This is a genomic window from Microbacterium testaceum (genome assembly GCF_003075375.1).
Classification (GTDB): domain Bacteria; phylum Actinomycetota; class Actinomycetes; order Actinomycetales; family Microbacteriaceae; genus Microbacterium; species Microbacterium testaceum_E.
In genome coordinates, this window is sequence record NZ_QDFT01000001.1 from 62955 (window position 1) to 87104 (window position 24150).

At 71.9% G+C, this 24150-nt stretch carries 16 protein-coding genes; 2 read left to right on the forward strand and 14 right to left on the reverse strand.

Going from position 1 to position 24150, the window contains the following annotated elements; all coding sequences use genetic code 11:
- Positions 1–44: 44 nt before the first annotated feature.
- From DC432_RS00275 to DC432_RS00320, 9 genes are all read right to left on the reverse strand, one after another.
- On the reverse strand, positions 45–1559 hold the full coding sequence (locus DC432_RS00275) for a SpaH/EbpB family LPXTG-anchored major pilin (RefSeq protein WP_116536183.1): 1515 nt from the start codon (positions 1557–1559) through the stop codon (positions 45–47).
- Between the two features lie 84 nt (positions 1560–1643).
- Positions 1644–5909, reverse strand: a complete 4266-nt coding sequence (locus DC432_RS00280) for a prealbumin-like fold domain-containing protein (protein ID WP_165801145.1) — start codon at positions 5907–5909, stop codon at positions 1644–1646.
- A 230-nt stretch (positions 5910–6139) separates the two neighbouring features.
- Entirely contained in the window at positions 6140–6922 is a 783-nt protein-coding gene (locus tag DC432_RS00290; protein WP_116536186.1) for an alpha/beta hydrolase, read from the reverse strand.
- A 105-nt stretch (positions 6923–7027) separates the two neighbouring features.
- A complete protein-coding gene (locus DC432_RS00295) occupies positions 7028–8179 on the reverse strand; it encodes a mannitol-1-phosphate 5-dehydrogenase (protein WP_116536187.1) in 1152 nt (383 codons plus the stop codon).
- Positions 8176–8613, reverse strand: a complete 438-nt coding sequence (locus DC432_RS00300; RefSeq protein WP_108320636.1) for a PTS sugar transporter subunit IIA — start codon at positions 8611–8613, stop codon at positions 8176–8178. The genes DC432_RS00295 and DC432_RS00300 overlap by 4 nt, the downstream gene beginning before the upstream one ends.
- Positions 8614–8720: 107 nt before the next feature.
- Complete coding sequence (locus DC432_RS00305) at positions 8721–10385, reverse strand: PTS mannitol transporter subunit IICB (RefSeq protein ID WP_116536188.1); 1665 nt, start codon at positions 10383–10385, stop codon at positions 8721–8723.
- 51 nt (positions 10386–10436) lie between these two features.
- Positions 10437–12122, reverse strand: coding sequence for a phosphoenolpyruvate--protein phosphotransferase (gene ptsP / locus DC432_RS00310; RefSeq protein ID WP_116536189.1), 1686 nt, complete (start codon positions 12120–12122; stop codon positions 10437–10439).
- Positions 12123–12137: 15 nt separating this feature from the next.
- A complete protein-coding gene (locus DC432_RS00315; RefSeq protein ID WP_108320639.1) occupies positions 12138–12413 on the reverse strand; it encodes an HPr family phosphocarrier protein in 276 nt (91 codons plus the stop codon).
- A gap of 16 nt (positions 12414–12429) precedes the next feature.
- Entirely contained in the window at positions 12430–12756 is a 327-nt protein-coding gene (locus tag DC432_RS00320) for a PTS sugar transporter subunit IIB (RefSeq protein WP_116536190.1), read from the reverse strand.
- A 231-nt stretch (positions 12757–12987) separates the two neighbouring features.
- On the opposite strand from DC432_RS00320, the gene DC432_RS00325 reads away from it, so the two are divergent.
- The gene (locus DC432_RS00325) at positions 12988–14874 is read left to right on the forward strand and encodes a BglG family transcription antiterminator (protein WP_207770716.1); all 1887 of its coding nucleotides are present in this window, start codon (positions 12988–12990) and stop codon (positions 14872–14874) included.
- A gap of 582 nt (positions 14875–15456) precedes the next feature.
- On the opposite strand, the gene DC432_RS00330 is transcribed toward DC432_RS00325, so the two are convergent.
- The 3 genes from DC432_RS00330 to DC432_RS00340 all read right to left on the reverse strand — a co-directional run bounded on the left by DC432_RS00330 (position 15457) and on the right by DC432_RS00340 (position 19150).
- Positions 15457–16407: a type IV toxin-antitoxin system AbiEi family antitoxin domain-containing protein gene (locus DC432_RS00330; RefSeq protein WP_116536191.1), complete on the reverse strand. Its 951-nt coding sequence runs from the start codon at positions 16405–16407 to the stop codon at positions 15457–15459.
- 197 nt (positions 16408–16604) lie between these two features.
- Positions 16605–18320 (reverse strand): phospho-sugar mutase, encoded by a 1716-nt coding sequence (locus DC432_RS00335; RefSeq protein WP_116536192.1) that lies wholly within the window; start codon positions 18318–18320, stop codon positions 16605–16607.
- Positions 18317–19150: a purine-nucleoside phosphorylase gene (locus DC432_RS00340; protein ID WP_116536193.1), complete on the reverse strand. Its 834-nt coding sequence runs from the start codon at positions 19148–19150 to the stop codon at positions 18317–18319. Before DC432_RS00340 ends, DC432_RS00335 begins: the two co-directional genes overlap by 4 nt.
- A gap of 102 nt (positions 19151–19252) precedes the next feature.
- On the opposite strand from DC432_RS00340, the gene DC432_RS00345 reads away from it, so the two are divergent.
- Entirely contained in the window at positions 19253–20713 is a 1461-nt protein-coding gene (locus DC432_RS00345; RefSeq protein WP_207770717.1) for an NAD(P)H-quinone dehydrogenase, read from the forward strand.
- 931 nt (positions 20714–21644) lie between these two features.
- Here DC432_RS00345 and DC432_RS00350 read toward each other — a convergent pair.
- Together DC432_RS00350 and DC432_RS00355 are read right to left on the reverse strand one after the other, a co-directional pair.
- On the reverse strand, positions 21645–23411 hold the full coding sequence (locus tag DC432_RS00350; RefSeq protein ID WP_108319167.1) for a biotin carboxylase N-terminal domain-containing protein: 1767 nt from the start codon (positions 23409–23411) through the stop codon (positions 21645–21647).
- Positions 23412–23488: 77 nt separating this feature from the next.
- On the reverse strand, positions 23489–24136 hold the full coding sequence (locus DC432_RS00355; RefSeq protein WP_116536195.1) for a Maf family protein: 648 nt from the start codon (positions 24134–24136) through the stop codon (positions 23489–23491).
- Positions 24137–24150: the final 14 nt, after the last annotated feature.

The window sequence follows — 24150 nt, forward strand, 5'->3', positions numbered from 1 at the left end:
GGCCTGCCGCGGCACCGCCCCCCTGTTCACCTGGCGATCGTCCCTCAGACCGCAGCCTGAGCGCCGCGGGCGCGCCGACGCGCGACCACGAGCGCGGAGCCGATCATCGCCGTCAGCAGGGCCGCACCGCCGACGCCGAACCACAGGCCGCCGTCACCACCGGTGAGGGGCAGGGCGAACGCGGGCACCTGGTTGTGAGCGAACTCCACGTAGTTGCGCACGGGCGCGGTGGTGGAGGTGGGGCCGGGGGACACGGTCGTGGACACCTGCGACGGAGTGGGCAGCTGGTACCCGCTGGGCGGGGTGATCTCGCGCACGTAGTAGTTGCCGGGGGTGATGATCGGAATGATCACGTTGCCGTCGGCGCCCGTCGTCCAGTTGGTCTCGCCGTTGATGATGATCGGATTGGCCCCGTTGATGGCATCCTGTTCCGTCAGGAACACCTGGTACACGGCGCCGGCGAGAGGCACGCGGGTGCCGTTCGAGGTGGTGTAGGCCGACACGGTGAGCTGACCGATCGGCGTGCTTCCCGTGACGGTCTCGGTCGCACCGTTGACGTTCGCCGATGCCGTATTCACGATGACGCCGTTGGCGGGGATCGCCGTGGCGCGCGTCAACACGTTGAAGGTGACGGTGCCGCCCTGGAGGGAGGTCAGACGGGCGAGACCGGCCGGGGTGAACGTGAGGGTCAGCGTGCCTGCGGTGTTCGTGACGGTGTAATCGCTACCGGCCGTGAAGGTCTGAGCGGTGCCCGCGGCGTTGGCCACGACGACGTTGGTCGGGGTCACGCCCGCCGGGGTCGTCGTCGCGTCGAGGTAGGCGAGCTCGGCAGGCAGAGCGTCCGTCAGGGTGAAGACATCGAGCGTGTCACCCGCCGCGAGGGTCGGGATCGACGAGGCGATCGCCCAGCGGACGAGGTCGGGGTTGCGCTGCTCGATCGAGCCGGCGGGAGCCGGGACGCGTGTCTTCGTCAGCTGGGTCACGGCGTTCTTCGGGTAGACGTGGACGTCGTAGATCCACTGGTTCGCCGGGCTGCCCGCGGCGCCGGTGGGCGTCGGGAGGGTGACCAGGAACGGTGCGGCCGGATTGGTGGCCGTGGGCGGCAGCTTCGTCTCGGTGACGAGGTAGACGCCGAGGGGCATGCCCGTGGGGTACTGCGCCGCATCGACCGGGAAGGTCGAGACGCCCGCGGTGTTCGACTCCGTCGACACGAAGCTCACGGTGTTCGCCCGCTGAGCCGCCTGGGCGGGCGTCAGCGCCGCCGCCTGGGTCCAACCGGCCGCGGTGGTCAGGTCGATACCCGAGACGAGTGTCGCGGTGAACTGGGCGCCGGCCAGCGGGTCCGCCGGCGGAGTCGCCAGCTGCTGGCCGGTGCTGAACGGGTTCAGAGGGGTCGACGGACCGAGCGCGTGCTTATGGATGGTCAGCGTGCGGGTGACGGCCGAGTCGATGTTGCCCGGGAGCGTCACCGCTGACGCCGGTGCGACGGCACCGACGGCGGCGAGTGCGCCGAGCGTGAGGACGCTCAGAACGGCGCCTGCTCTCTTACGGATGGACATGCGTTCTCTCCTTGAGAAGTGATGAGTGGTGAGTGATGCGGATGAGGAAGTGGTGCGGTCGGCGGCATCGCGCGACGGGAGGGGTCATGTCGGAGCACGTCCTCCCTTGCGTCTGCGGTGGATCGTGGCGCCCGCGACGGCGAGGGCGAGGAGCAGGCCTCCGGCGATGAGGAACGCGTCGCCGCCCACGCCGCCGGTGAGAGGCAGGACGGGCCCGACGACGGAGGCGTTGACGAACCGGTAGACGACGTTCTGCCCGGCGGGGGGAGCGGTGACCGAGCGACTGTCCACCGTCGTCCACGTCGCGCCGTCGAGGCGCTCGAGGCGGAGGGTCCGGTAGCTCAGTCGGGTGCCCGACACGGTGGGCGCCTCGGACAGGGTGTACCCGTGACCGGGACGCACCTCGAAGGTGCTCGCGGCGTTCTGCCCAGCGGCGTAGGCCGCCCCGACACGGCTCTGCGTGGGCAGGGTCCCCCCGCTGAGCGCGGTGGGTGCGGCGGTCACGGTCCAGGTCGAGGGTTCGAAGCCGGGGGTGGGCGACACGACGTCCTTGAGCAGCGTCATCGTGGCCGTGGCGTTGGTGACAGTGCACGTGACCGCTGCTCCGGTCCGCAGCGTGACGTCGCTCGCGGCGGTGACGGCGACCTCCGTGCCGGTCGATTCGACGCAGCGCCACGTCCCGACCTGCACGTAGGCGGCGTCCGTACCGGTCTCGGACAGGCGGTACGCGCGCCCCGGCGACACCGCGACACCGGTCACGGCGGCGGTTCCCGTGCGGCCGGTCGGCCCGGCCAGAGAACCGGCGGGCGCGGTGGCGGTCAGGGTCCAGTCGGTCGCCGCTGCGGAGCCGAACGAGACGGCTTTGACGAGGGTCAGAGTGGTGACCGCCTGGTTCGTGAGCGTGCACGCGACCGTGGTCCCGGGGCCGATGTTGGTCAGCGTGCCGCTGACCACCCCACCGCTGGTGGTGAACGTGATCGCTCTGTTCTGCCCGCCGACCGAGCAGGACCCGCTCACGAACGAGAAGCGCGACTGCTGCACCTCCGAGATGGTCAGGGTGGCTTGCGAGGTGGCCGAACCGAACAGCACCGTCCACACCGCGTTGCCCGACGCGTCGGAGTTCTGCCGCGGGGCTTCGCTGGGCAGCGCCGTCGCGGTGCCGCTCGTCGCGGCGGCGGCGGTACCCAGGCTCCACCCCGCCGCCGGAGCCGATCGGCCTGTCGCGGGATCGAGGACGAGCTTCGTGACCGTCACCGTCGTCACCGGGCTCGGCGAGTTGAAGAACGTGCACACCACGTTCGCGCCGAGTCGGTCGGGCATCGTGAGCGCGCTGCTGGTGGTGTTCGAGGCGGAGACCCGGATGCCGTCGGACCAGCACTCGAGTCGGACGGTATACGCGCCGATGGTCGACGTCGACCCGCTCGCCATCGCCTCGGACACCGTGAGCGAGGTGCCCACCTGAACGGGGAACGGGCCGACCTGCGCGGCCTGCCGCCCGGTCGCGGCGCCGGAGGTGGTCGCGGAACCGATCGCGGTGCCGCTGGAGTCCGACAGGGTGATCTGGAACTGGTCGGCGGCCGCGGCGCGACCGACGACGTTCTTCAGCAGAGACACCGTCGCGGGGGAGTTGCACGTGGCGAGGTCGGTGGAGGCGAAGTCGACGCCCGCCGAGCCGGGGATGCGGGTCCACGTCGTCTGGTCGTACTCGTACGTCGTGGTCGCGTTGGAGAGGTAGGCGGTTCCGCGCGGCGAGAAGGCGAGGCCGTTCACGTTGCCGAGCCCGGGATTCAGGATCCGGGTGTTCGACGTGCTCACCGGGAGCAGCCCCCCGTTCGCGGCGGCCAGGTTCGCGGCCGTGACCGAGAAGATCGCGACGCTGTTGTTGGCCGCGGCGCCGAGCACGTACAGGTTGCCGCGCGAATCGAATGCCATGTCGCCGTTGCCGTTCGGGCCGGAGCCCGCGTTGAACGAACCCAGGAAGGCGAATCGCGAGGCGCTCGGGGCGGACTCGGTGAAACTCCACAGCGAGAACACGCCGCCGTCGAACTTGCCGAAGACGTAACGTCCCGACGCCAGATCCACGGCGCCCGCCACGATGCTGCCCCCCACCGCCGCACCGTTCGCGCCGACCGGCGTGTAAGCGGTGTTCGCCAGGGTCTCGAACCCCCCGGCGGTCGTCCACTTGAGCATCGACAGCACGGTCGTGGCATCCGACGATCTGTTGACCGCGTACGCCGTGGTTCCGCCGGCACCGATGCCGAGGGCGTTGGCGCCGGTGGTGTTCGCCCAGCTGCCGACGGTCGCCTGACCGCCCGAGGCGCTGTCGCCCTGGATGAGGGCGCCGGCGGCCGTGATGCCGTAGAACAGGCTGTTGTCGCAGGCCAGACGCGCCTGCTGCACGGTGTTCGTGAACGTGCACACCACCTCTGCGCCGGGGTCGCTCGGCATCGTCAGCGAACCCGAGCGCGACGATCCCACAGCGATGACCGTGCCGTCCCGGACGCACTCGTAGGAGCTCGCGTAGCCGAGACCGGCGCCGGACGTCGGTGCCTCGTTGATCGTGTAGGTCCCGCCGGCGTCGACGATCAGGCGCGAGACCTGCGCGGGCTGCACGCCCGTCGCAGTACCGGTGGTGGTGGCCGAGCCCAGGACGGTCGAGCCGCTGCGGACCGACAGGGTGAACTGGTCGGTCGAGGCGAGACGGGCGGGGAGGTTCTTGCGCACCGTGAGGCGGGTGGCGGGAACGACGGTGAGCGATGCCGCCTCGGGAGCGACGAGCACCGTGGCCACGTTCGCGGGGCCGTTCGTGACCGTGCCGTCGGTGGATGCCACGACGTTCACCGTGATCGTGCACGAGGAGGTCCCGGCGGCGAGGTCGCCCCCCACGGCGGCGATGGTGCTCGCTCCGGCGACCGCGGTGACGGCGAATGCCGCGCCCGCGACGTTCGTGCAGGTGCCGCCGACGGCCGGGGTCGGTGCCACGGTGAGGCCGGTCGGCAGGGTGTTGGTGAAGGACCAGTCGTTCTTGGCGATGAGATCGCTGGTGTTGGTGACCGTGTAGGTGAGGGTCGTCGGGGTTCCGACCGCCACCGTGGACGGGGCGAACGACGAGTCGAGGCTCGGGGTGACGTCGAGGATGCGCAGATTGTCGACGCCGAACCCGCTACCGGCGCCGGTGGCGGTGTTCGTCAGACGCACCTGAGCCCCGGAGATCTGCGCGGGGGTGAGGAGCGCGGCGGTGTTGCCGACGTATCGGGCGGCGCGGACGGAGGTGCTGATGGCGGGGTCGAGCAGGTTGAGCCGGGCCTGATCGTTCGAGGTGTAGAAGCCGGCGCCGACCGCGCTGCACGGCAGGACGGGCGACGAATAGGCGTTCAGCACGGAGGTCCCACCCGAGACGAGGGCCAGGGACAGGGACGGCGGGTTGCTGCCGCACGGCGCGGCCGCCACGTCCATGCGCATCGCGTAATAGCGGGAGGTGCTGGAGGTGATGCCGATACCGGACGCCGCTTGCAGGACGGTGGTGTTACCCGTTCCGGTGCCCGAGTAGGGCAGGTTGACGAGCGCGACATTCGCCCGGGTCGCCGCCGTGGACGAGTTGGCGGGGGCGTTCGCGGCGGACCCGCCCGACGACCCGGCGGCGACCTGGCCGAGGACGTCGGCCAGACGGCGCACCTCGCGGGCGGAGCCCGACGAGACCGGGATGTTGAGCAGGGCCTGGCTCGGGCAGAAGCTCGAGTTCGGGTAGGGGGCACCGAAGTTCAGCAGGACGCCCGTGCAGTTGGTACCCGCATTCCACCCCACGGTCGTGTAGCGACGGGTGGGGAAGTCGGTGACGGAGGATGCCGAGTTGGCGGCGACGCCGTCGAAGTTCTCACCCCACACCTCCGCGGGGTTCTCCGGGACCCCCGCTGCCAGGATGCCGACGCCGGTGACCGACGAACGGGTCGACGGCGTCGCTGGACTGGCCGTCGGAGCGGGAGCCGGGGTCGCGCTCGCGGAGGCCGTCGGGGCGGGGGTCGCCGTCTGCGTCGGCGCGGTGGGGGCAGGGGGAGTCGCTTGCGCTGTCGCCGCGGGGGACGCGGTGGGTGTCGAGGAGGCCGTGGGCGTCGGGGACGCGGTGGGTGCCGGGGACGCGGTGGCCGGTGACGCGGACGTCGGGGCGGGAGTGGGCGTCGCCGCCGTCGCCCCGGCGGCCGCCCCCGTCGGGGCCGCGGTCAGTCCGGCCACGAGGGCCGCCGCCGCCGTCACCGCCGCCACGCTCGACGTCCAGCGCCGCAGCGGGGAACGCCGGTCCCGCGCCACCGCACGGCGATGCGGGTGCGCGGCAGGGTAGCGCGAAGAGATCATGGGCCTCTCGCACGGCGCGAGCGAACGCCGTGGTGGGGGTCGACGAAAGCCGGCGTCGCGATGACACCGGGCGAACGAGAGCGGTGGGGGATGAGGCTCTCGTCTGTTCGCGACTCGCGAGGAACCCGTGAGCAAAATGCTATGAAACCGCTGGGTGCCGCCTCCAGGCGCCGACTACCGGTTTCGCTACGGGTCGCACTACTGGCCGACTACTGGTCGCGCGGCCCGCTTCACGGACGCGGCAGGAAGGTCGCCAGCTCCTCCGCGATCACGCGGTCGACCTCGGCCGGGTCGGCGGTCGGCGTCCCGTCCCCGGGCTGCGGGCCGTAGGCGCCGAACGAGGCGTGCGAGGCGCCGGGGATCTCGACGAAGGTCGCGTTCGCGGGCAGTTCGGCCTTGGCATCCGCGATCTTCTGCGGGGTCGACAGGCCGTCCTCGGACCCCGAGAGGCTGAGTACGGGGAGGCCGGATGCCGAGAGGTCGTTCGCGCAGTACGAGGCGAACAGGACGAGGGCGTCGGCGTCGGTCGCGAGCTGGCAGGCGCGGACTCCGCCGAGGGAGTGCCCGCCGACGGCCCACGAGGTGACGTCGGGGGCGAGGTCGGTGAACGTCGTCAGCGGGCGCGGGTCGAAGAACGCGAGGTTGAGCCACGGGCGGGTGATGACGACGGTCACGCCGTCGTCCACGACCGTGTCGGCGAAGGTCGCGATGTAGCCCTCGGCCTGCACTTTCGCGCCCGGTATGAACACCAGGCCCTGGCCGGTCGCGCCGCCGGCGGGTGAGAGCACGATGCCCGCGCCGTCGTCGGTGATCGTCAGACCCGGGTTCGCCCGGGCCTCGGCGAGCGGACCGGGCTCGGCTCCCATGACCCCGACCTGGCTGTAGATCAGGATGCCGCCGACGAGCAGCGCCACCAGGGCGCCCAGGCCGCCGAGGGTCCACCGCAGCCACCGCCGACGACGGCGGGGAGCACGGGCGGGAGCGGAGTCGGCGGGGGTGTCTCGGTCGGTCACGTCTCGAGCGTATCCCCGGCCGCCGACACGCTGCCGGCCCTCGACACGACGCCGCCGACGTGGCCCGAGGGCGGCACGTCGGCGGCGAGGTCGAGGGGGACGGTGTCAGGCCGTGAGCGCCGCCTGGCGCGCCGAGACGATCTCGACCACGCGCCCGTACAGCGGGTGCTCGGGGTCGAGGCCGGTCACCTCGGCCGTGAAGGCCGCGGCGTCGCTCTCGCGCAGCAGGCGCTGCAGTTCGACGGCCTGGGCGTCCTCGGCGTCGTCGAACTCCAGCGCGGCGGCCATCGCGGCCACGAGGGCGTCGACGGGCAGACCCCGCTCGACGGCCTCGGCGGCGGGGCCGACGAACCGCTCGTGCCGCGAGAGCTTGCGCAGCGGCTGGCGACCGACGCGCCACACCGTGTCGGGCAGGGCGGCGTTGCGGAATCGACGCAGGATGGTCGCCCGGTACTCGGCCTGCACCGCGGCATCCAACTCGTGCTTCTGCACCAGCAGAGCGCTGGTCTCTTCGAGCGCAGCCTCGACCTTCGCGGCGATCGCGGGGTCGGCGAGGGCGTCCGAGATGCGCTCGATCCCCGCCTGCGCGCCGAAGTAAGCCGTGGTGGCGTGACCGGTGTTGACCGTGAAGAGCTTGCGCTCGATGTAGGGCTCGAGGTCGTCGACGAAGTGCGCCCCGGGGATGTGCGGCGGGGTGTCGCCGAACGGCGCGCGCTCGATGGCCCACTCGTAGAACGGCTCGACCGTGACGTCCACGCCGCCCTGGGCCTGGGCCGGCACGATACGGTCGACGGCGGTGTTGGCGAAGACGGAGCGGGATGCCAGGGCGTCCCACGATTCGCCGGCCAGCTCCACCACGTGCTCGCGCAGCTGATCGGTGGCCCCGATCGCGTTCTCGCACGCCATGATCTGCAGCGGCGCGAGGGAGGGGTCGCGCAGCGCCAGTCCCGCGACGATGTGCGGGGCGACGAACTTCAGGATCGTGGGGCCGACGGCGGTGGTGACCACGTCGGCGGTGGCGATCTCGTCGACCAGGGCCTCGGCATCCACCGAGCTGTCGATCGCGCGGAAGTCCGTCACCTGCTTGTCGACGCCGCCCTCGCCCACCTCGTGGACCGTGTAGGACGACGCGTCGTTGATGGCGGCGACGAGCGCCGCCGAGACGTCCGAGAAGACGAGGTCGTAGCCGCCCTCGTGCAGCAGCAGTCCGACGAAGCCGCGGCCGATGTTGCCGGCGCCGAAGTGGACGGCCTTCATGCGTTGACGGAGCCCGAGAGGGCCTCGAAGAGCTCCTCCGGGGTGGAGGCGGCCTTGAGGCGGGCGACGTCGTCCTCTTCCGAGAAGAGGATCGCGATCTGCGACAGGATCTCGAGGTGCTCGTCGCCCTTGCCGGCGATGCCGACGACGAAGGTGACGGGCTCGCCGCCCCAGTCGACGCCGCCGTCGTAGCGCACGACGGACAGGCCCGAGGCGAGGATCGCCTGCTTGGTCTCGTTGGTGCCGTGCGGGATGGCGAGCTCATTGCCCATGTAGGTCGACACGGTCTCTTCGCGCTGCTGCATGGCGGCGAAGTACTCGTCGGTCACGGAGCCGGTGGCCTGCAGCAGGTCGGCCGCCTCTTTCATCGCCTCCTCGCGGGTGGCGCTCCCGGGGTGGATGCGGACGGATTCGATGCGGAGGACGTCTGACATTGTTCTCGCCTTTCTCGTCGTGCTGTCCAGCCTCGCAAAACACGGGCCGGACGGGAAGACGCCAGGGGCCGGGCTGACGCTCCGACCCCTGGCGTGCTAGGGGGGTGTTACTTGGACTCGTGCTGCGCGCGGACCATCTCCACGACCTCGTCGTAACGCGGCGAGTTCATGAAGTTGTCGACCGAGACGTGCATCGAGCCGGGCGACTGCGCCTTGGCGCGATCGGTGAGCTGGTTCTGCGTGATGACCAGGTCGGCCGAGCCGTCGAGGTTCGCGATCGCCTGGTTGGTGACCGTGACGCCGTCGATGCCGGCCTTCTTGATCTTGTTGCGCAGGACGCTCGCGCCCATCGCCGAGGAGCCCATACCGGCGTCGCAGGCGAACACGATGTTGTTCAGCTGCTTCGTCGCGACGGCTCCGCCGAGGCCGCCCAGGGTGCCGTCGACGTCGCGGTCGGCCGTCTCGGTGGTGCCCGAGCCGGTGGTGCCGGCAGCGCGGGTGCGCAGGGCGCCGAGGGCGGAGGACTCCTTGCCCTTGTTCGCCGCGGTCTGATCGATCGCGGCGGCGAAGCTGTCGCCCTCGGCCTCGGCGTCGCGCTTGCGGGAGGCCCGCAGGATGATGCCCGAGATGAGGAAGGTCACGACGGCGGCCACGATGACCGACAGGTAGACCACGAGCACGTTCGCCACGCCACCACCGGCGGCCGCGGCGGTCACGGCGATGATGCTGCCGGGAGCGGCCGGGAAGACCAGGCCGCCGCCGAAGATCATGTTGACCGCGACGCCCGAGGCGCCACCGGCGATCAGGGCGAGGATCGTCATGGGCTTGGCGAGCGCGTACGGGAAGTAGATCTCGTGGATGCCACCGAGGAACTGGATCACGATGGCACCGGGGGCCGACGCCTTCGCCGCACCGACACCGAAGAAGGTGAAGGCCAGCAGCAGACCCAGACCGGGGCCGGGGTTCGCCTCGATGAGGAACAGGATCGACTTGCCCGTGTCGGCCGCCTGCTCGATGCCGAGCGGGGTGAAGACGCCGTGGTTGATGGCGTTGTTGAGGAACAGCACCTTGGCGGGCTCGACGATGATCGACAGCACCGGCAGCAGGTTGAACTGCACGAGGAACGCGACGATGCTGCCGAGGACCGCGCTGATGCCGAGGAACACCGGGCCGAAGGCGAAGAAGCCGACGATCGCGAGGATCATGCCGAGGATGCCGGCCGAGAAGTTGTTCACGAGCATCTCGAAGCCGGGACGGATCTTGCCGTCCCACAGCTTGTCCATCTGCTTGGTGATCCAGGCCGCGAGCGGGCCCATGATCATCGCACCGAGGAACATCGGGATGTTGGTGCCCACGATCACGCCCATCACGGCGATGGTCGCGACCACGCCACCGCGCGCACCGTAGACGATGCGTCCACCGGTGTTGGCGATGAGCAGGGGCAGCAGGTAGGTGATCATGACGCTGACCAGGCCGACGTAGCCCTGGTAGGTCGTGCCGTCGGCGTTCGCGGTCAGCGCGGTCGCCGCTCCGGGCCAGCCGATGGTCGCGGCGTCGCCGCCGCCGCCGATGATCTCGGCGACCGGGGCCCAGTGCCAGCCGAAGGGGCTGTTGGCGCCGAAGAACCCGGCGGGGATGAAGAGCATGGTGATGAATCCCCATGCGATGAAGGCCGCGATGTTCGGCATGATCATGCCGGACAGGAACGTGCCGAACCGCTGGACGGCGATCCGGGCTCCTCCCGGCTTCTTGGTGGGTGACGTCGTCGTCATTGCTGTGTCTCCTTGTTCAGCTGTGCGGCGTGAGCCGCATGAGGGTGCGGCTTACGCCGCGACGGGTGAGGACGAGGCGGCCTGGGCTGCCTCGCGGGCGGAGGCCGCGTCGTCCGCGGCCAGGGCGGCCTCGGCGATGCGGCGGGCATCGTCGAGAGTGTGGGTGAGCAGGCTGGCGCGCACGTCGGCGAGGGCCGTCGGGGCCATCGACAGGGTCGTGGCGCCCAGGCCCACGAGCACGACGGCCAGCAGCGGGTCGGCGGCGGCCTCTCCGCAGATGCCGACGGGCTTGCCGTTCGCGCGGCCCGCAGCTCCGACCTCGCGGATGAGGCGGAGGACGGCGGGATGCCACGGGTCCTGGAACGAGGCGACCGAACCGAGCAGGCGGTCGGCGGCGAGCGTGTATTGCGTCAGGTCGTTGGTGCCGATCGAGGCGAAGTCGGCGATCTGCAGGATGCGGTCGGCCAGCAGCGCCGACGAGGGCACCTCGACCATGACGCCGGTCGTCTTGAGGCCGTAGTCCTGGGCGAGGGCCGTGAAGTAGCGGGTCTCTTCGACGGTCGACACCATGGGTGCCATGACCCACAGGTCGGCGGGACCGGCCTCGGAGGCGCGGGTGGCGGCATCCGCCTCGGCGAGGGCGGTGAGCTGCTCGCGCAGGATGTCCTCGCTGGCGCGGAGGGCGCGAAGTCCCCGCAGACCCAGGGCGGGGTTCTCCTCGTGCGCGTCGTTGAGGAAGGGCAGCGGCTTGTCGGCGCCCGCGTCGAGGACGCGCACGACGACCTTCTTGCCGGGAAAGGCGCTGAGCAGCTCGATGTAGGCCGCGCGCTGCTCCTCGACGGTCGGGGCCGAGCTCGAACTCAGGAACAGGAACTCGGTGCGGAACAGTCCGACGCCCTCGGCGCCGAGCGCGACGGCCTCGGCGGCGCCGCCGGGCTTGCCGAGGTTGGCGAGCAGGGGCACCTTCGTGCCGTCGGCGAGGGCGCCGTCGGTGAGGGGAGCGGATGCCGCGGCCTTGCGGGCGTCGGCTCGGTTCCGCGCGCGGACGAGGTCGTCGTCGCTCGGGTCGACGGTCACGACGCCGGCAGCGGCATCCACGATCACCGTCCGCCCGTCGGCGAGGTCCTTCGCGCCGCTCGCTCCGACGACGGCGACGATCGACTTCTCGCGCGCGAGGATCGCGGTGTGCGAGGTCGGCCCGCCCTCGGTGGTCACCAGGGCGAGCACCTTGTCGAGGTCGAGAAGGGCCGTGTCGGCCGGGGCGAGGTCCTTCGCGACGAGCACGAAGGGGTGTCCGGGATCGGGGATGCCGGGGGCGGCGACGCCGCGCAGGCGCGCGATGACCCGCTGGGCGACGTCGTCGAGGTCGGCCGCGCGCTCGCCGAGGTACCCGCCGAGGGCGATGAGCTGCTCGCGGAACGAGGCGAAGGCGTCGTGGACGGCGAACTCGCCGGTCTTGCCGGCCGCGAGGCGGCTGTCGACCTCGGCCTCGAGGGTGGGGTCTTCGGCGATCATCGCCTGCGCCTCGAGGACGTCGCGGGCGGCTCCACCGGCCTGCGCGCCGCGGGCCTCGAGCTCGCGGGCGACGGCGCCGACGGCTTCGCGCACGCGCGCCGTCTCTTCTTCGACCGAGAGCTCGCTCTTCGCGTCCTTCGGGGCGGGCAGGGGCTCGGCCATACGCGCGATGGGTCCCTGGGCGACGCCCAGTCCGATTCCGACTCCACGGAGTTCCGTCATGGTGCTGTGTTTCCTTTACTCGGCGTCGTGGTCGGTGGTGAGGAGCTCGGCGAGGCGCTCCAGCGTCGCGTCGGCGTTGTCGCCGTCGGCGGTGAGGGTGACGTAGTCGCCCTGCTCGAGTCCGAGCGCGATGATGCCCAGGATGCTCGCCGCGTTGACGGGGGCGCCCGCGTCCTTGGCGAGGGTCACCGGGATGCCGGCGTCCTTCGCGGCCTGCGCGAAGAGCTTGGCCGGACGCGCGTGCAGGCCGCGCGACGAACCGATGCGGACGGTGCGGGTCAGGTGGGGCATGGTCTCTCCGTCGCTCTCAGATCGTGTCCGCGTGCTGGCGTGAACGCAGCGCGTCCTCGACCAGGGCGAGGGTTCGGGTGCCGTCGAGGTCGGTGAAGACGTCGTCGGGCAGAAGGACGACGAGGGCGTTCCACGGCGCGGCTTCGGCGCGGATGCGCTCGACGTCCAGCGCCAGGTGCGGGCCCACGAGCACGAGATCGGCGGCATCCAGGTCGTTCGGGACCGAACGGGACGTGCCCGCCATGACAGAGAGATCGAGGCCCCGGTCGAGCGCAGCACGACGGACGCGTTGCGCGACGAACGTGCTCGACGCACCCGCTCCACACACCACGAGGATCTTCATCGACCGGCCTTTCTTCCTCTCGATTCTGCGCACGGCGTTCACAGCGGACAACCAGGTTCGTTTCCCACCCCCCGGAACGTGTGTTCCGCGTATCGCCGCGCCCGCGTTCGCGCGGAGCGGGGCCGAGCGCTGCACAGCGTGGTTGGATGGGAAGAACGCCGCCGACCGACGCGGCGCAAAGGACGGATCGTGACGACCAAGGCTCGCCAGGACCGCCTGCTGGCTCTGCTGATGCGCGACGCGGAATGGTCCACGGCGGCCTCGCTGGCGGACGCCCTCGGCGTCACGCCCCGCAGCATCCGGTCGTACGTCACCGCGATCAACGCCCGCGTCGCCGGTGCGGCCGCGATCGAATCGGGTCCCCTGGGCTACCGTGCCGGTTCCGAGGCGGCCTCGGCGCTGCGCGCCGCGCCCGGCGCCGACGCCGGCACGCCCCGCGATCGCCTCCACACCCTCGTCCGCCGGCTGCTCGATGCCGCGGACGGCATCGACGTGTTCGACACCGCCGACGCCCTGCACGTGAGCACCGCCACCCTCGAGGCCGACCTGGCGCGCGTGCGCGGTCTGCTGGGCGGAACCGAGCTGACGCTGGAGCGCTCGGCATCCACCGCCCGTCTGCGCGGGACCGAGGTCGCCCAGCGCCGCCTGCTGTCCAAGCTCGCGCACGACGAGATGGACGCCGGTCTGTTCGACCTCGACGCGCTGCGCCGGACGCTGGGGGAGCGCTCCGTCGGCGCGCGGGCCTTCGGCCCTTTCAAGGCCGAGCTGGTCGCCGAGCTCGGCGGTCTCGGCTACTACGTCAACGAGATCGGCATCGGCGACGTCGTCATGCACATCGCGATCGCGGCCGACCGCACCACCCGCGACCGCGCGCTCGGCTCGCCGGGCGGCGACTCGTCCGACGCGGCCGCCGCGGTCGTCGACCTGCTCGACCGGTTGACGCGCAAGCACATCGGCGTGCAGCTCGGCTCCGGCGACCTGCGCCACCTCGCGACCCTCGTGCTGACGCGCATCGTCGCACCCGGGACGCCCGCCGGCGACGACGTGCGCGCGCGCCTGGACCCCGCGGTCGAGGCGGCGGTCCGCCTGGTCGTCGAGAACGCGGCATCCGAGTTCCTCGTCGACATCGCCCACGACGATTTCATCCTGCGCCTCGCGCTGCACGTGCAGAACCTGCTGGCGCGTTCGCGCGAGCAGGCGTGGTCGCGCAACCCCCTGACCCGCTCGCTGAAGTCGACGTACCCGATGATCTTCGAGGTCGCCGTCTACATCGCCAAGGGGTTGCAGGACGGCCTGGGCATCCCGATCCTCGACGACGAGATCGCCTACATCGCGATGCACGTCGGCGGCCGCCTCGAGCGCAGCCGTCGCGCCGATCAGCTGCTGACGGCGACCATCGTGTGTCCCGGCTACTACGAGCTGCACGAGCTGCTCCGCTCGAGCGTCGACCGCTCGCTCGGCCAGGCGATCGAGGTCGTGGGCGTCGAGACGCGCATCGACCCGGCGTGGGACGCGATCGATTCCGACCTCGTGCTCACGACCATCGACCCGCCGCGGCCCGGCGACCGTTTCGTGCGCATCCAGCCCTTCCTCACCGACGCCGACGTCGAGCGCGTGCAAGCGGCCGCCGGGCGCATCCGCCGGGGGCGTCGCCTCGCCCGACTGCGGGCCGAGCTCGAGCGCTACTTCGCCCCCGAGGCCTTCGTCCGGGGAGTGGATGCCACCACCGGCGAAGCCGGCGTCATCCGGCGCCTGGGCGGGCTGCTGGTCGAGCAGGGGGTCATCGACGAGGCCTATGTCGACCGTGCCGTCGAGCGCGAGGGGATCTCGTCGACGGCGTTCACCGACGCGCTCGCGGTCCCCCACGCGATGGGCATGACCGCGACGCAGACGCGGATCGCGATCGGGATCGCCGACCCCTCGATCGCCTGGGGCGAGGGGCGCGTGCAGGTCGTGGCGCTGGTGGCGTTCAGCGAGACCGACCGCGAGGCGTTCCAGACGGTGTTCGAGCAGTTCGTCGAGGTGTTCAGCGAGCGAGACAGCGTGCAGCGCATCGTGCGCCGCGCGGTGTCGTTCCCCGCGTTCCTCGACGAGTTGGTCGCGGTGATCGACGGCTGACGCCGGGCTCGCCGTCCGGTCCGCGGCTCCTTCTTCCGTTCGGGGCGCGACGGATCGCGCCCCGAACCCGTGCGGTTTGGTTTTGGGGCGGGTTGCTCGCGTTGGGGCGGGGGATTCGCGCCCCGGGCGAGGAATCGCGCCCCGAACCCGGCGGTCTGGGTTTGCTGCGCATCCCGCGCGTTGGGGCGGACGATTCGCGCCCCGGGCGACGGATCGTGCCCCGAACCCGGCGGTTTGGGTTTGGGGCGGGTTGCGCGCGTTGGGGCGGGGGATTCGCGCCCCGGGCGAGGAATCGCGCCCCGAACCCGGCGGTTCGGGTTTGGGGCGTATTGCGCGCGTTGGGGCGGACGATTCGCGCCCCGGGCGACGGATCGTGCCCCGAACCCGTGCGGTGTGGTTTGGGGCGGGTTGCTCGCGTTGGGGCGGGGGATTCGCGCCCCGGGCGAGGAATCGCGCCCCGAACCCGTGCGGCCCGGTTTGGGGCGGATCGCGCGCGCTGGGGCGGGGGATTCGCGGCCCGAGCGAAGCATCCCGCCCCGAACCCGGGCGGTCGCAGCCGGCCCTATGACTCGGACGGGGGCTTCAGCGGGGGCGGATGCCGAAGCTCGAGAGGCGCCGGCCGAGGGTGTCGCTGCTGCGCAAGTGCGTCCACTGCCACCGCGCCATCGGGCGCTGCGTGCTCCCGCGGATCCAGTCCTCGCGCTGCTTCTCGCGCAGAAGCACCTCGTCCAGAGACAGACCGGAACGCAGGGCTTCGTCTCGGTACTTCGACTCGCCGTCGAACTCGCCCCAGGCGCGCACGTCGTCGAGGCCGAAATCGACGTAGAAGGGGCGGCCCGCGGGCCCTGGAACGGCGACTTGCAGATCGGGCGGCGCGAACCCGAGTTCGGCGAGGCGGATGCGACTGATGCTCTCACCGGGAAGCTGGGCACGACCGTCGGCGAACACCAGCGCGCGCAACGCACGGGTCCGTCCGTGCGCGGACATCGACGCGATCTCGCGGATGCGCTCGAGCCATTCCGCCGCCGCGTCGGGCAGGAAGACGCCGGGTGAGGGAACGGCGATCGGCCGAAGACTCGCGTCCAGGGCGCACACCGCGGTCTCGAAGGCCGCGGTGCGCGCGACATCGGAGAGCGTTCGTTCCAGGCTGGTGCATCGAAGGCCACGGCGGTGTTCGATCTGATCGGCGGGAACGTGGCCGCGGTGCCTCACGACGTCGGCCGCGGCTCCCGGACGGTCGGGATCGAGGATGACGTGCACCCTGGTCGAGGACGGGGCGTAGACGGGGAGACCGTGCAACGCAGCTGCCGTGAGGTGGGAGAAGAGGGGCGCGCGGCGGCTGATCTTCGCGAGGGCCTGCGCGCGCGCGACCATCCACTCCTCGGGTTTCGCGGCGGCGTCGGAGCCTGGTCGGACGTAGACACCGGGCCGCAGCCGGACGATCGTCCCCGTGCCGAGGAGCCGTTCGAGTGCCGATGAGCCGACGCCGTCCGCGGCGAGGTCGTCGCGAGAGAGAACAGTGAGACCGGACATGATCGACAGTGTCGCGGCGCGGCGGTCGCGGCATCCGCCACTGCCCTGTCCGTGGGGGATGACGCGTCGGGAAAGCGCCCTGTGGAGGAACCCCGCAAGGAGGGGTTCGGGGCGCATCCCCCTCGTCGGGGCGCAGAGATCACGCCCCGACGAGAGAACCCCGCCCCACGCCGCGGGAACGCGGCGAGAACACGACCTCAGCGCACCGAGGCGAGCAGCTCCTCTGCGCCGGCGCGCAGCGCGGCCAGACGGCGACCGGCCTTCTTCGCCGACGACCCGCGCACGTCGAGGTAGAGCTTGAGCTTGGGCTCGGTGCCGCTCGGACGGACGATCAGGCGCGAACCGTCCTCGAGCCACAGGCGCAGCACGTCGCCGGGAGGAAAGCCGTCGACGCCCTCGAGCAGATCGTCGATACGGGTGACGGCGACCTCGCCGACCGCGGACGGCGGCTGGGAGCGCAGGGATGCCATGATCCCGCCGATCTCGCTCACGTCGGTGACGCGCACCGAGATCTGATCGCTCGCGAACGCGCCGAACGTGTCGCGGAACTCCTGGAGCAGGTCGGCGACGGTGCGCCCCTGTCCACGCGCCTCGGCGGCCATGCCCAGCAGGGCGATCGCGGCCGAGATGCCGTCCTTGTCGCGGACGGTCCCGGGGTTGACGAGGTAACCCAGGGCCTCCTCGAACCCGAACACGATCCCCGGCGCGCGCGAGATCCACTTGAAGCCCGTGAGCGTGGAGTGGAACGCCAGACCGTAGTGCTCCGCGACCGCCTGCAGTCCCGGTGACGACACCAACGAGCAGGCGAGGGATGCCGTCGCTCCCGCGTCGGGGTTCTCGTCGTCCGCGGGCGGGGTGTCGGCATCCCGCGCCTCGGCCGCCTGACGCGCGGCGCGCCACCCCAGCAGCAGCCCGATCTCGTTGCCGGTCAGGCGGCGCCAGCCGCCCTCGGCGTCGGCGTCGGGGATCGCCACCGCGAGCCGGTCGGCGTCGGGGTCGTTGGCGATGATCAGCTCGGCGTCGGCCGCGCGGGCGGTCTCGAAGGCAAGATCCATCGCGCCGGGCTCCTCGGGGTTGGGGAACGCCACGGTCGGGAACCGCCCATCGGGGTGGATCTGCGCCTCGACGAGCACGGGGGACGGGTACCCGGCCTCGCTCAGCACGCGCGAGACGGTCTCCCACCCGACGCCGTGCATCGCGGTGTAGACCCAGCGCAGACCGTCGGCGCCCGCGGGGGCGGGAGCGACGGCGGCGGTCGCGGCGACGTACGCCTCGACGAGCGACTCGGGGGCGTTGGCGTAGCCCACCGAGCGCGGGAGGGTCGTGACGTTGCCGACATCGGCGATCCGCTGGATGTGCGCCGCGATCTCGGCGTCGGCCGGAGAGACGATCTGCGCCCCCCGGTCGTCGCCGCCCAGGTACACCTTGTAACCGTTGTCGTCGGGCGGGTTGTGGCTCGCGGTGACCATGACGCCGGCGTCGGCGCCGAGGTGGCGCACGGCGAAGGCGAGCACGGGCGTGGGCAGCAGCCGGGGGAGCAGGATCGCGTTCAGTCCCGCTCCGGCGAAGATCTCGACGGAGTCCCGCGCGAAGACGTCGGAGTTGCGGCGCCCGTCGTAGCCCACGACGACCGTCGGGGTCGCCCCGTCGGCGCGCTCGGCCAGGTACGCGGCGAAACCGGCGGCGGCCTGGGCGACGAGCACCCGGTTCATGCGGTTGGGACCGGCGCCCAGGGTGCCGCGCAGGCCCGCCGTGCCGAACGCGAGGCGGGTGGCGAAGCGGTCGTCCAGATCGGCGGATGCCTCGGCATCCCCGTCCTCGACGCGGGTGACCAGGGCCGTGAGCTCCTCGCGGGTCACGGCATCCGGGTCCTGCGCGATCCAGGCGCGGGCGGCCTCGACATGGGCGCTCACAGCGCGCCGATCACGCGGGCGAGCAGGGCCGAGATGACGGGCTCGGCCTCGCGGCCGGCCTCGAGGACCTCTTCGTGACTGAGCGGCGTCTGCTGGATGCCGGCGGCCAGGTTCGTGATGAGCGAGAAGCCGAGGATCTCCATGCCGGCCTGGCGAGCGGCGATCGCCTCGAGGGCGGTCGACATGCCGACGATGTGGCCGCCGATCGTCTTCGCCATCTGCACCTCGGCGGGGGTCTCGTAGTGCGGACCGCGGAACTGGGTGTAGACGCCCTCGTCGAGGGTGGGGTCGATCTGCCGGGCGATGTCGCGCAGGCGCTTCGAGTACAGGTCGGTCAGGTCGACGAACGTGGCGCCCTCGAGGGGCGAGTCGGCCGTGAGGTTGATGTGGTCGCTGATCAGCACGGGCTGGCCGGGCTTCCAGGTCTCGCGGATACCGCCCGCGCCGTTGGTGAGGATCATCGTCGACGCGCCCGTCGCGGCCGCGGTGCGCACGCTGTGCACGACCCGACGGACGCCGTGGTTCTCGTAGTAGTGCGTGCGCGCGCCGATGACCAGGACGTTCTTGCCGCCGGGGGTGCGCACGCTGCGGAGCGTGCCGACGTGACCCTCGAGAGCGGGCTTAGAGAAGCCGACCACCTCGGTCGCCGGGAACGACGCCGTCTCCTCGCCGATGAGTTCGGCGGCGCGTCCCCAGCCGGACCCGAGGGTGACGGCGATGTCGTGATGCTCGACGCCCGAGAGGCGGGCGATGTCGGCCGCTGCGGCCGTGGCGACCTCGAACGGGTCGACCGCCGGGTCATCGAGCGGGTGAGAAGTGCTGTTGGACATCCCCCCACTCTAGAAAACGCGGGGCGCGCGGGCCAGACGGCGGGCCCGTGTCGGTCGGGGAATACGCCCGCGGTGACGGGCGCGCACGTCCGCGCTGACAGAATGGATGCCATGGTGCAGAGCTTCGAGCGCAAGCAGTCCGTCGCGATCGTCGGCGGCGGCCCGGGCGGGTACGAGGCGGCGCTGTCGGCCGCTCAGCTCGGCGCTGACGTGACCCTCGTCGAGCGGGCCGGGGTGGGCGGCTCGGCCGTCATCACGGATGTCGTGCCCTCGAAGACGTTGATCGCCACGGCCGACGCCGCCGTCGCCATCCGCAACGCCAGCAGCCTTGGCGTGCAGCTGTTCGCCAAAGACGACCGCGGCAAGCCGCTGACCCCCGAGGTCGCGATCAACCTCGCCGCGGTGAACCAGCGTCTGCTCTCCCTCGCCCGCCAGCAGTCCGACGACATGCGCTCCTCGCTGCTCGAGGCCGGCGTCCGCATCATCTCGGGTCACGGGCGCCTCGACGGCAACGGCGCGGTCGTGGTGTCGACCGAGGCCGGCGGCACCGACTTCGACCGCATCGAGGCCGAGACCCTGGTGGTGTCGGTGGGCGCGTCCCCGCGCGAGCTGCCCTCGGCGCAGCCCGACGGCGAGCGCATCCTCACGTGGACGCAGCTCTACAACATGAAGTCCGTCCCCTCGCACCTCATCGTGGTCGGTTCGGGCGTGACGGGTGCGGAGTTCGCCTCGGCGTACATGAACCTGGGTGCCAAGGTCACGCTCGTGTCGAGCCGCGACCAGGTGCTGCCCGGCGAGGACCAGGACGCCGCCGCCGTCCTCGAGCGCGTGTTCCAGCGCGGCGGTATGACGCTGCTGGCCAAGGCGCGCGCCGAGTCGGTCGTCAACACCGGCGAGGGCGTCGTCGTCACACTCGCCGACGGTCGCACGATCGAGGGCAGCCACTGCCTCATGGCGGTCGGCTCGATCCCCAACACCGCCGGTCTCGGTCTCGAGCAGGCCGGCGTGCAGATGACCCCCTCGGGGCACATCCGCGTCAACCGCGTCGCGCGCACCTCGGTGCCCAACATCTACGCCGCCGGCGACTGCACGAACTTCTACCCCCTGGCATCCGTCGCCTCGATGCAGGGGCGCCAGGCGATCTTCCACGCCCTGGGCGACATCGTCATCCCGCTCGAGACCCGTCGCATCACGGCCAACATCTTCACGGCGCCCGAGATCGCGACGGTCGGATTCAGCGAGCAGGACGTGACCGAGGGCCGGATTGCCGGCAAGGTGCGCAAGCTCCCGCTCTCGGCCAATCCGCGCGCCAAGATGCAGGGCATCACCGACGGCTTCGTCAAGCTCATCGCCCGCGAGGGCAGCGGCACCGTGATGGGCGGCGTGATCGTCGGCCCCAAGGCGTCCGAGCTGATCTACCCGATCGCGATCGCCGTCGAGCGTCGCCTCACGGTCGATCAGGTCGCCCGCGTGTTCGCGGTGTACCCCTCGCTCACCTCGAGCATCACCGACGCCGCGCGCGCGATGCACATCGTCGACCGCGACGACCCCGGCGAGGACTGACCCTTCCGGATGCCGCGCCTTGCGGCATCCGTCCTCCGTCCTGCCGGCGCCGTCCCCCGTCCTGCCGGCGCCGTCCTCCATCCTGCCGGCGCCGCCCTCCGGTCTGCGCCTGCGTCCTGCCGGCGTCGGCGCACGCCCTTTCGCGCGCGATAAACGCCGTTCCTGTCGAGGAACGCGGTGTCGCAGCGTGTTTCGGCACGGATGCCGTTTCTCGCCGCCCCGCGGCCGGGCGCGCGCCCCACTGAACCGCGCACGGCCCGCGCCCGCTGGACGTGGCACGGCCCTCCTTCGCCGGCGGCCTGTCGACGCCAGAGCACGCCCTCTTCGTCGCGATAAACGCCGTTCCTGTCGAGGAACGCGGTGTCGCTGCGTGTTTCGGCGCGGATGCCGTTTCTCGCCGCCCCACAGCCGGGCCCGCGCCCCGCTGAACCGCGCACACCGCCGCGTCCCGACGGCCTATCGACGCCGGAGCACGCCCTCTCCGTCGCGATAAACGCCGTTCCTGTCGAGGAACGCGGTGTCGCAGCATGTTTCGGCACGGATGCCGTTTCTCGCCGCCCCGCAGCCGGGCCTGCCGCCCCGCAGCCGGGCCCGCGCGCCGCAGCCGGCCCCGCGCCCCGCTGATCCGCGCACGGCGCCGCGCCCCACTGCCTGTCGACGCCGGAGCACGCCCTCTTCGTCGTGATAAACGCCGTCCCTGTCGAGGAACGCGGTCTCGCAGCGTGTTTCGGCACGGATGCCGTTTATCGCCGCCGCGCCGCGCCGACCCCCGCCCCGCAAAACCGCGCCGGCCCGCGTCCCGCCAGACCGCGTCCGCCCGCGCCCGCCCCGCGCCCCGCCCCGCGCCCCGCCCCGCGCCGCCCCGCGCCCCGCTGAACGACGCACGGCGCCGCGCCCCCGAAGGAGCGCGGCGCCGTGGGGAAGCGAGGCGTCAGCTGATCAGCAGCAGCTGGTGACCGGCCGAGACCGTGGTGCCGGGCGCGGCGTCGATGCCGGCGATCGTGCCGTCCTTGTGCGCCTGGATGGGCTGCTCCATCTTCATCGCCTCGAGCACGACCACGAGGTCGCCCTTGACGACCTGCTGGCCCTCTTCGACGGCGACCTTGACGATCGTCGCCTGCATCGGCGACTTCACCGCGTCGCCGGTGGCGCCGGCCGCGGGCGAGGCCGCGTGCGAGCGGCGTGACGGGGGAGCGGCGGCGGGACGGCCGACCTGCGGAGCCGCGGCCGTGATGCGGTCGGGAAGGCTCACCTCGAGCCGCTTGCCGCCGACCTCGACCACCACGGTGTGGCGACCGGGGGCCGCGGCGGGAGCCTCGAGCTCTCCGTCCCACGCGGGGATGTCGTTCACGAACTCGGTCTCGATCCACCGCGTGAACACGCCGAACGTGCCGTCCTCGGCGGTGAAGGCGGGGTCGCGGACGACCTTGCGGTGGAACGGCAGCACGGTGGGCATGCCGGCGACCTCGAACTCGTCGAGCGCCCGGCGGGCGCGCTCGAGGGCCTCGGCGCGGTCGCGACCGGTGACGATGATCTTCGCCAGCAGCGAGTCGAACGCGCCCGAGACGCTGTCGCCCGCGGTGACGCCGGAGTCGAGACGGATGCCGGGGCCACCGAACGTCTTGAAGACGTGGATGGGGCCGGGCTGGGGCAGGAAGCCGCGGCCCGGGTCCTCGCCGTTGATGCGGAACTCGAGCGAGTGGCCGACGGGCGCGGGGTCGTCGTAGCCGAGCTCCTCGCCCTCGGCGACGCGGAACTGCTCGCGCACGAGGTCGAGGCCCGTGACCTCTTCGGACACCGGGTGCTCGACCTGCAGACGCGTGTTCACCTCGAGGAACGAGATGGTGCCGTCGGCCCCGATGAGGAACTCGCACGTTCCCGCGCCGACGTAGCCGACCTCTTTCAGGATGGCCTTGGATGCCGCGTACAGGATGCGGTTCTGCTCGTCGGTGAGGAACGGCGCGGGGGCCTCTTCGACGAGCTTCTGGTGACGTCGCTGCAGCGAGCAGTCGCGCGTCGAGACGACCACGACGTTGCCCGCCGCGTCGGCGAGGCACTGCGTCTCGACGTGGCGCGGCTTGTCGAGGTACTTCTCGACGAAGCACTCGCCGCGGCCGAAGGCGGCGACGGCCTCGCGTGTGGCGGACTCGAACATCTCGGCGACCTCGTCGAGTTCGCGCGCGACCTTGAGGCCGCGTCCGCCGCCGCCGTAGGCGGCCTTGATGGCGATGGGCAGACCCACCTCGTTGGCGAAGGCGATGACCTCGTCGGCACCCGAGACGGGGCCGGGGGTGCCGGGGGCCAGGGGTGCGCCGACCTTCTCGGCCACGTGGCGCGCGGTCACCTTGTCGCCGAGGGCCTCGATGGCGTCCGGAGAGGGGCCGATCCACGTCAGGCCCGCACCGATCACGGCGCGCGCGAAGTCGGCGTTCTCGGCGAGGAAGCCGTACCCGGGGTGCACGGCGTCGGCGCCGGAACGGCGGGCGACCGAGAGGATCTTCTCGATCGACAGGTAGGTGTCGGCGCTGGTGGCGCCGTCGAGGGCGTACGCCTCGTCGGCGAGGCGGGTGTGCAGGGCGTCGCGGTCCTGGTCGGCGTAGACGGCGACCGAGGCTTTGCCCGCGTCACGGGCGGCGCGGATGATTCGGACGGCGATCTCGCCGCGGTTGGCGACAAGGACCTTGGCGATCTTCGGCATCCTCCCAGCCTAGCGAGGGGTCCTGCCCGCCTTTTGACCCTCCTCGACAAGAAACGCCGAAAAACGTGTGCGGGAGTCTACGAACGGTTCCACAGCTCCGTCCACGACCCCCCGAGTTCGCGCACGAGACGGCGCACGGTCGACAGCGACATGCCGACCACCGTCGAGGGGTCGCCGTCGACCCGCTCGATGAACGCGCCGCCCAGGCTGTCGACGGTGAACGCCCCGGCCACCAGCAGCGGTTCGCCGCTCGCGACGTAGGCGGCGATCTCGTCGTCGTCGACGTCGGCGGCGAAGGTCACGGACGCCTCGGCGACGGCGAAGGCCTCGCGCGGTTCCTCGCCGGGCGCGAGGCGGAAGACGCTGTGCCCCGAATGCAGCTCGCCGGTGCGCCCGCGCATCGCGTGCCAGCGCGCGGTGGCGGCCTCGGCGGTGTACGGCTTGCCGAGGATCTCGTCGCCGAGCGCGAACATCGAATCCCCGCCGATGACGAAGCCGTCGAAAGCGGCGTCCTCGGCGCGCAGGCGGTGCGCGACGTCGGCGGCCTTGCGCCGCGCGAGCAGCAGCACGTGCTCGGGGGCGGGCAGCCGGCGTCCCTCGGCCGCCTCCACCGCGGCCACGACGGCCTCTTCGTCGACCTCGGGAGCACGGGTCGTCGGTTCGATACCCGCCTGACGCAGCAGCATCATGCGAGCGGGGGAAGTGGATGCCAGGCACACGCGCATGCGTCAACGCTACC

Coding starts and splice junctions, on each gene's coding strand:
- DC432_RS00345 (WP_207770717.1), top strand. CDS start 19,253: ATGGATGCCATGGTGCAGAGCTTCGAGCGCAAGCAGTCCGTCGCGATC.
- ptsP (WP_116536189.1), bottom strand. CDS start 12,122: ATGACGGAACTCCGTGGAGTCGGAATCGGACTGGGCGTCGCCCAGGGA.
- DC432_RS00295 (WP_116536187.1), bottom strand. CDS start 8,179: ATGAAGGCCGTCCACTTCGGCGCCGGCAACATCGGCCGCGGCTTCGTC.
- DC432_RS00300 (WP_108320636.1), bottom strand. CDS start 8,613: ATGTCAGACGTCCTCCGCATCGAATCCGTCCGCATCCACCCCGGGAGC.
- DC432_RS00340 (WP_116536193.1), bottom strand. CDS start 19,150: ATGTCCAACAGCACTTCTCACCCGCTCGATGACCCGGCGGTCGACCCG.
- DC432_RS00280 (WP_165801145.1), bottom strand. CDS start 5,909: ATGATCTCTTCGCGCTACCCTGCCGCGCACCCGCATCGCCGTGCGGTG.
- DC432_RS00325 (WP_207770716.1), top strand. CDS start 12,988: ATGCGCGACGCGGAATGGTCCACGGCGGCCTCGCTGGCGGACGCCCTC.
- DC432_RS00330 (WP_116536191.1), bottom strand. CDS start 16,407: ATGTCCGGTCTCACTGTTCTCTCTCGCGACGACCTCGCCGCGGACGGC.
- DC432_RS00320 (WP_116536190.1), bottom strand. CDS start 12,756: ATGAAGATCCTCGTGGTGTGTGGAGCGGGTGCGTCGAGCACGTTCGTC.
- DC432_RS00315 (WP_108320639.1), bottom strand. CDS start 12,413: ATGCCCCACCTGACCCGCACCGTCCGCATCGGTTCGTCGCGCGGCCTG.
- DC432_RS00355 (WP_116536195.1), bottom strand. CDS start 24,136: ATGCGCGTGTGCCTGGCATCCACTTCCCCCGCTCGCATGATGCTGCTG.
- DC432_RS00275 (WP_116536183.1), bottom strand. CDS start 1,559: ATGTCCATCCGTAAGAGAGCAGGCGCCGTTCTGAGCGTCCTCACGCTC.
- DC432_RS00350 (WP_108319167.1), bottom strand. CDS start 23,411: ATGCCGAAGATCGCCAAGGTCCTTGTCGCCAACCGCGGCGAGATCGCC.
- DC432_RS00305 (WP_116536188.1), bottom strand. CDS start 10,385: ATGACGACGACGTCACCCACCAAGAAGCCGGGAGGAGCCCGGATCGCC.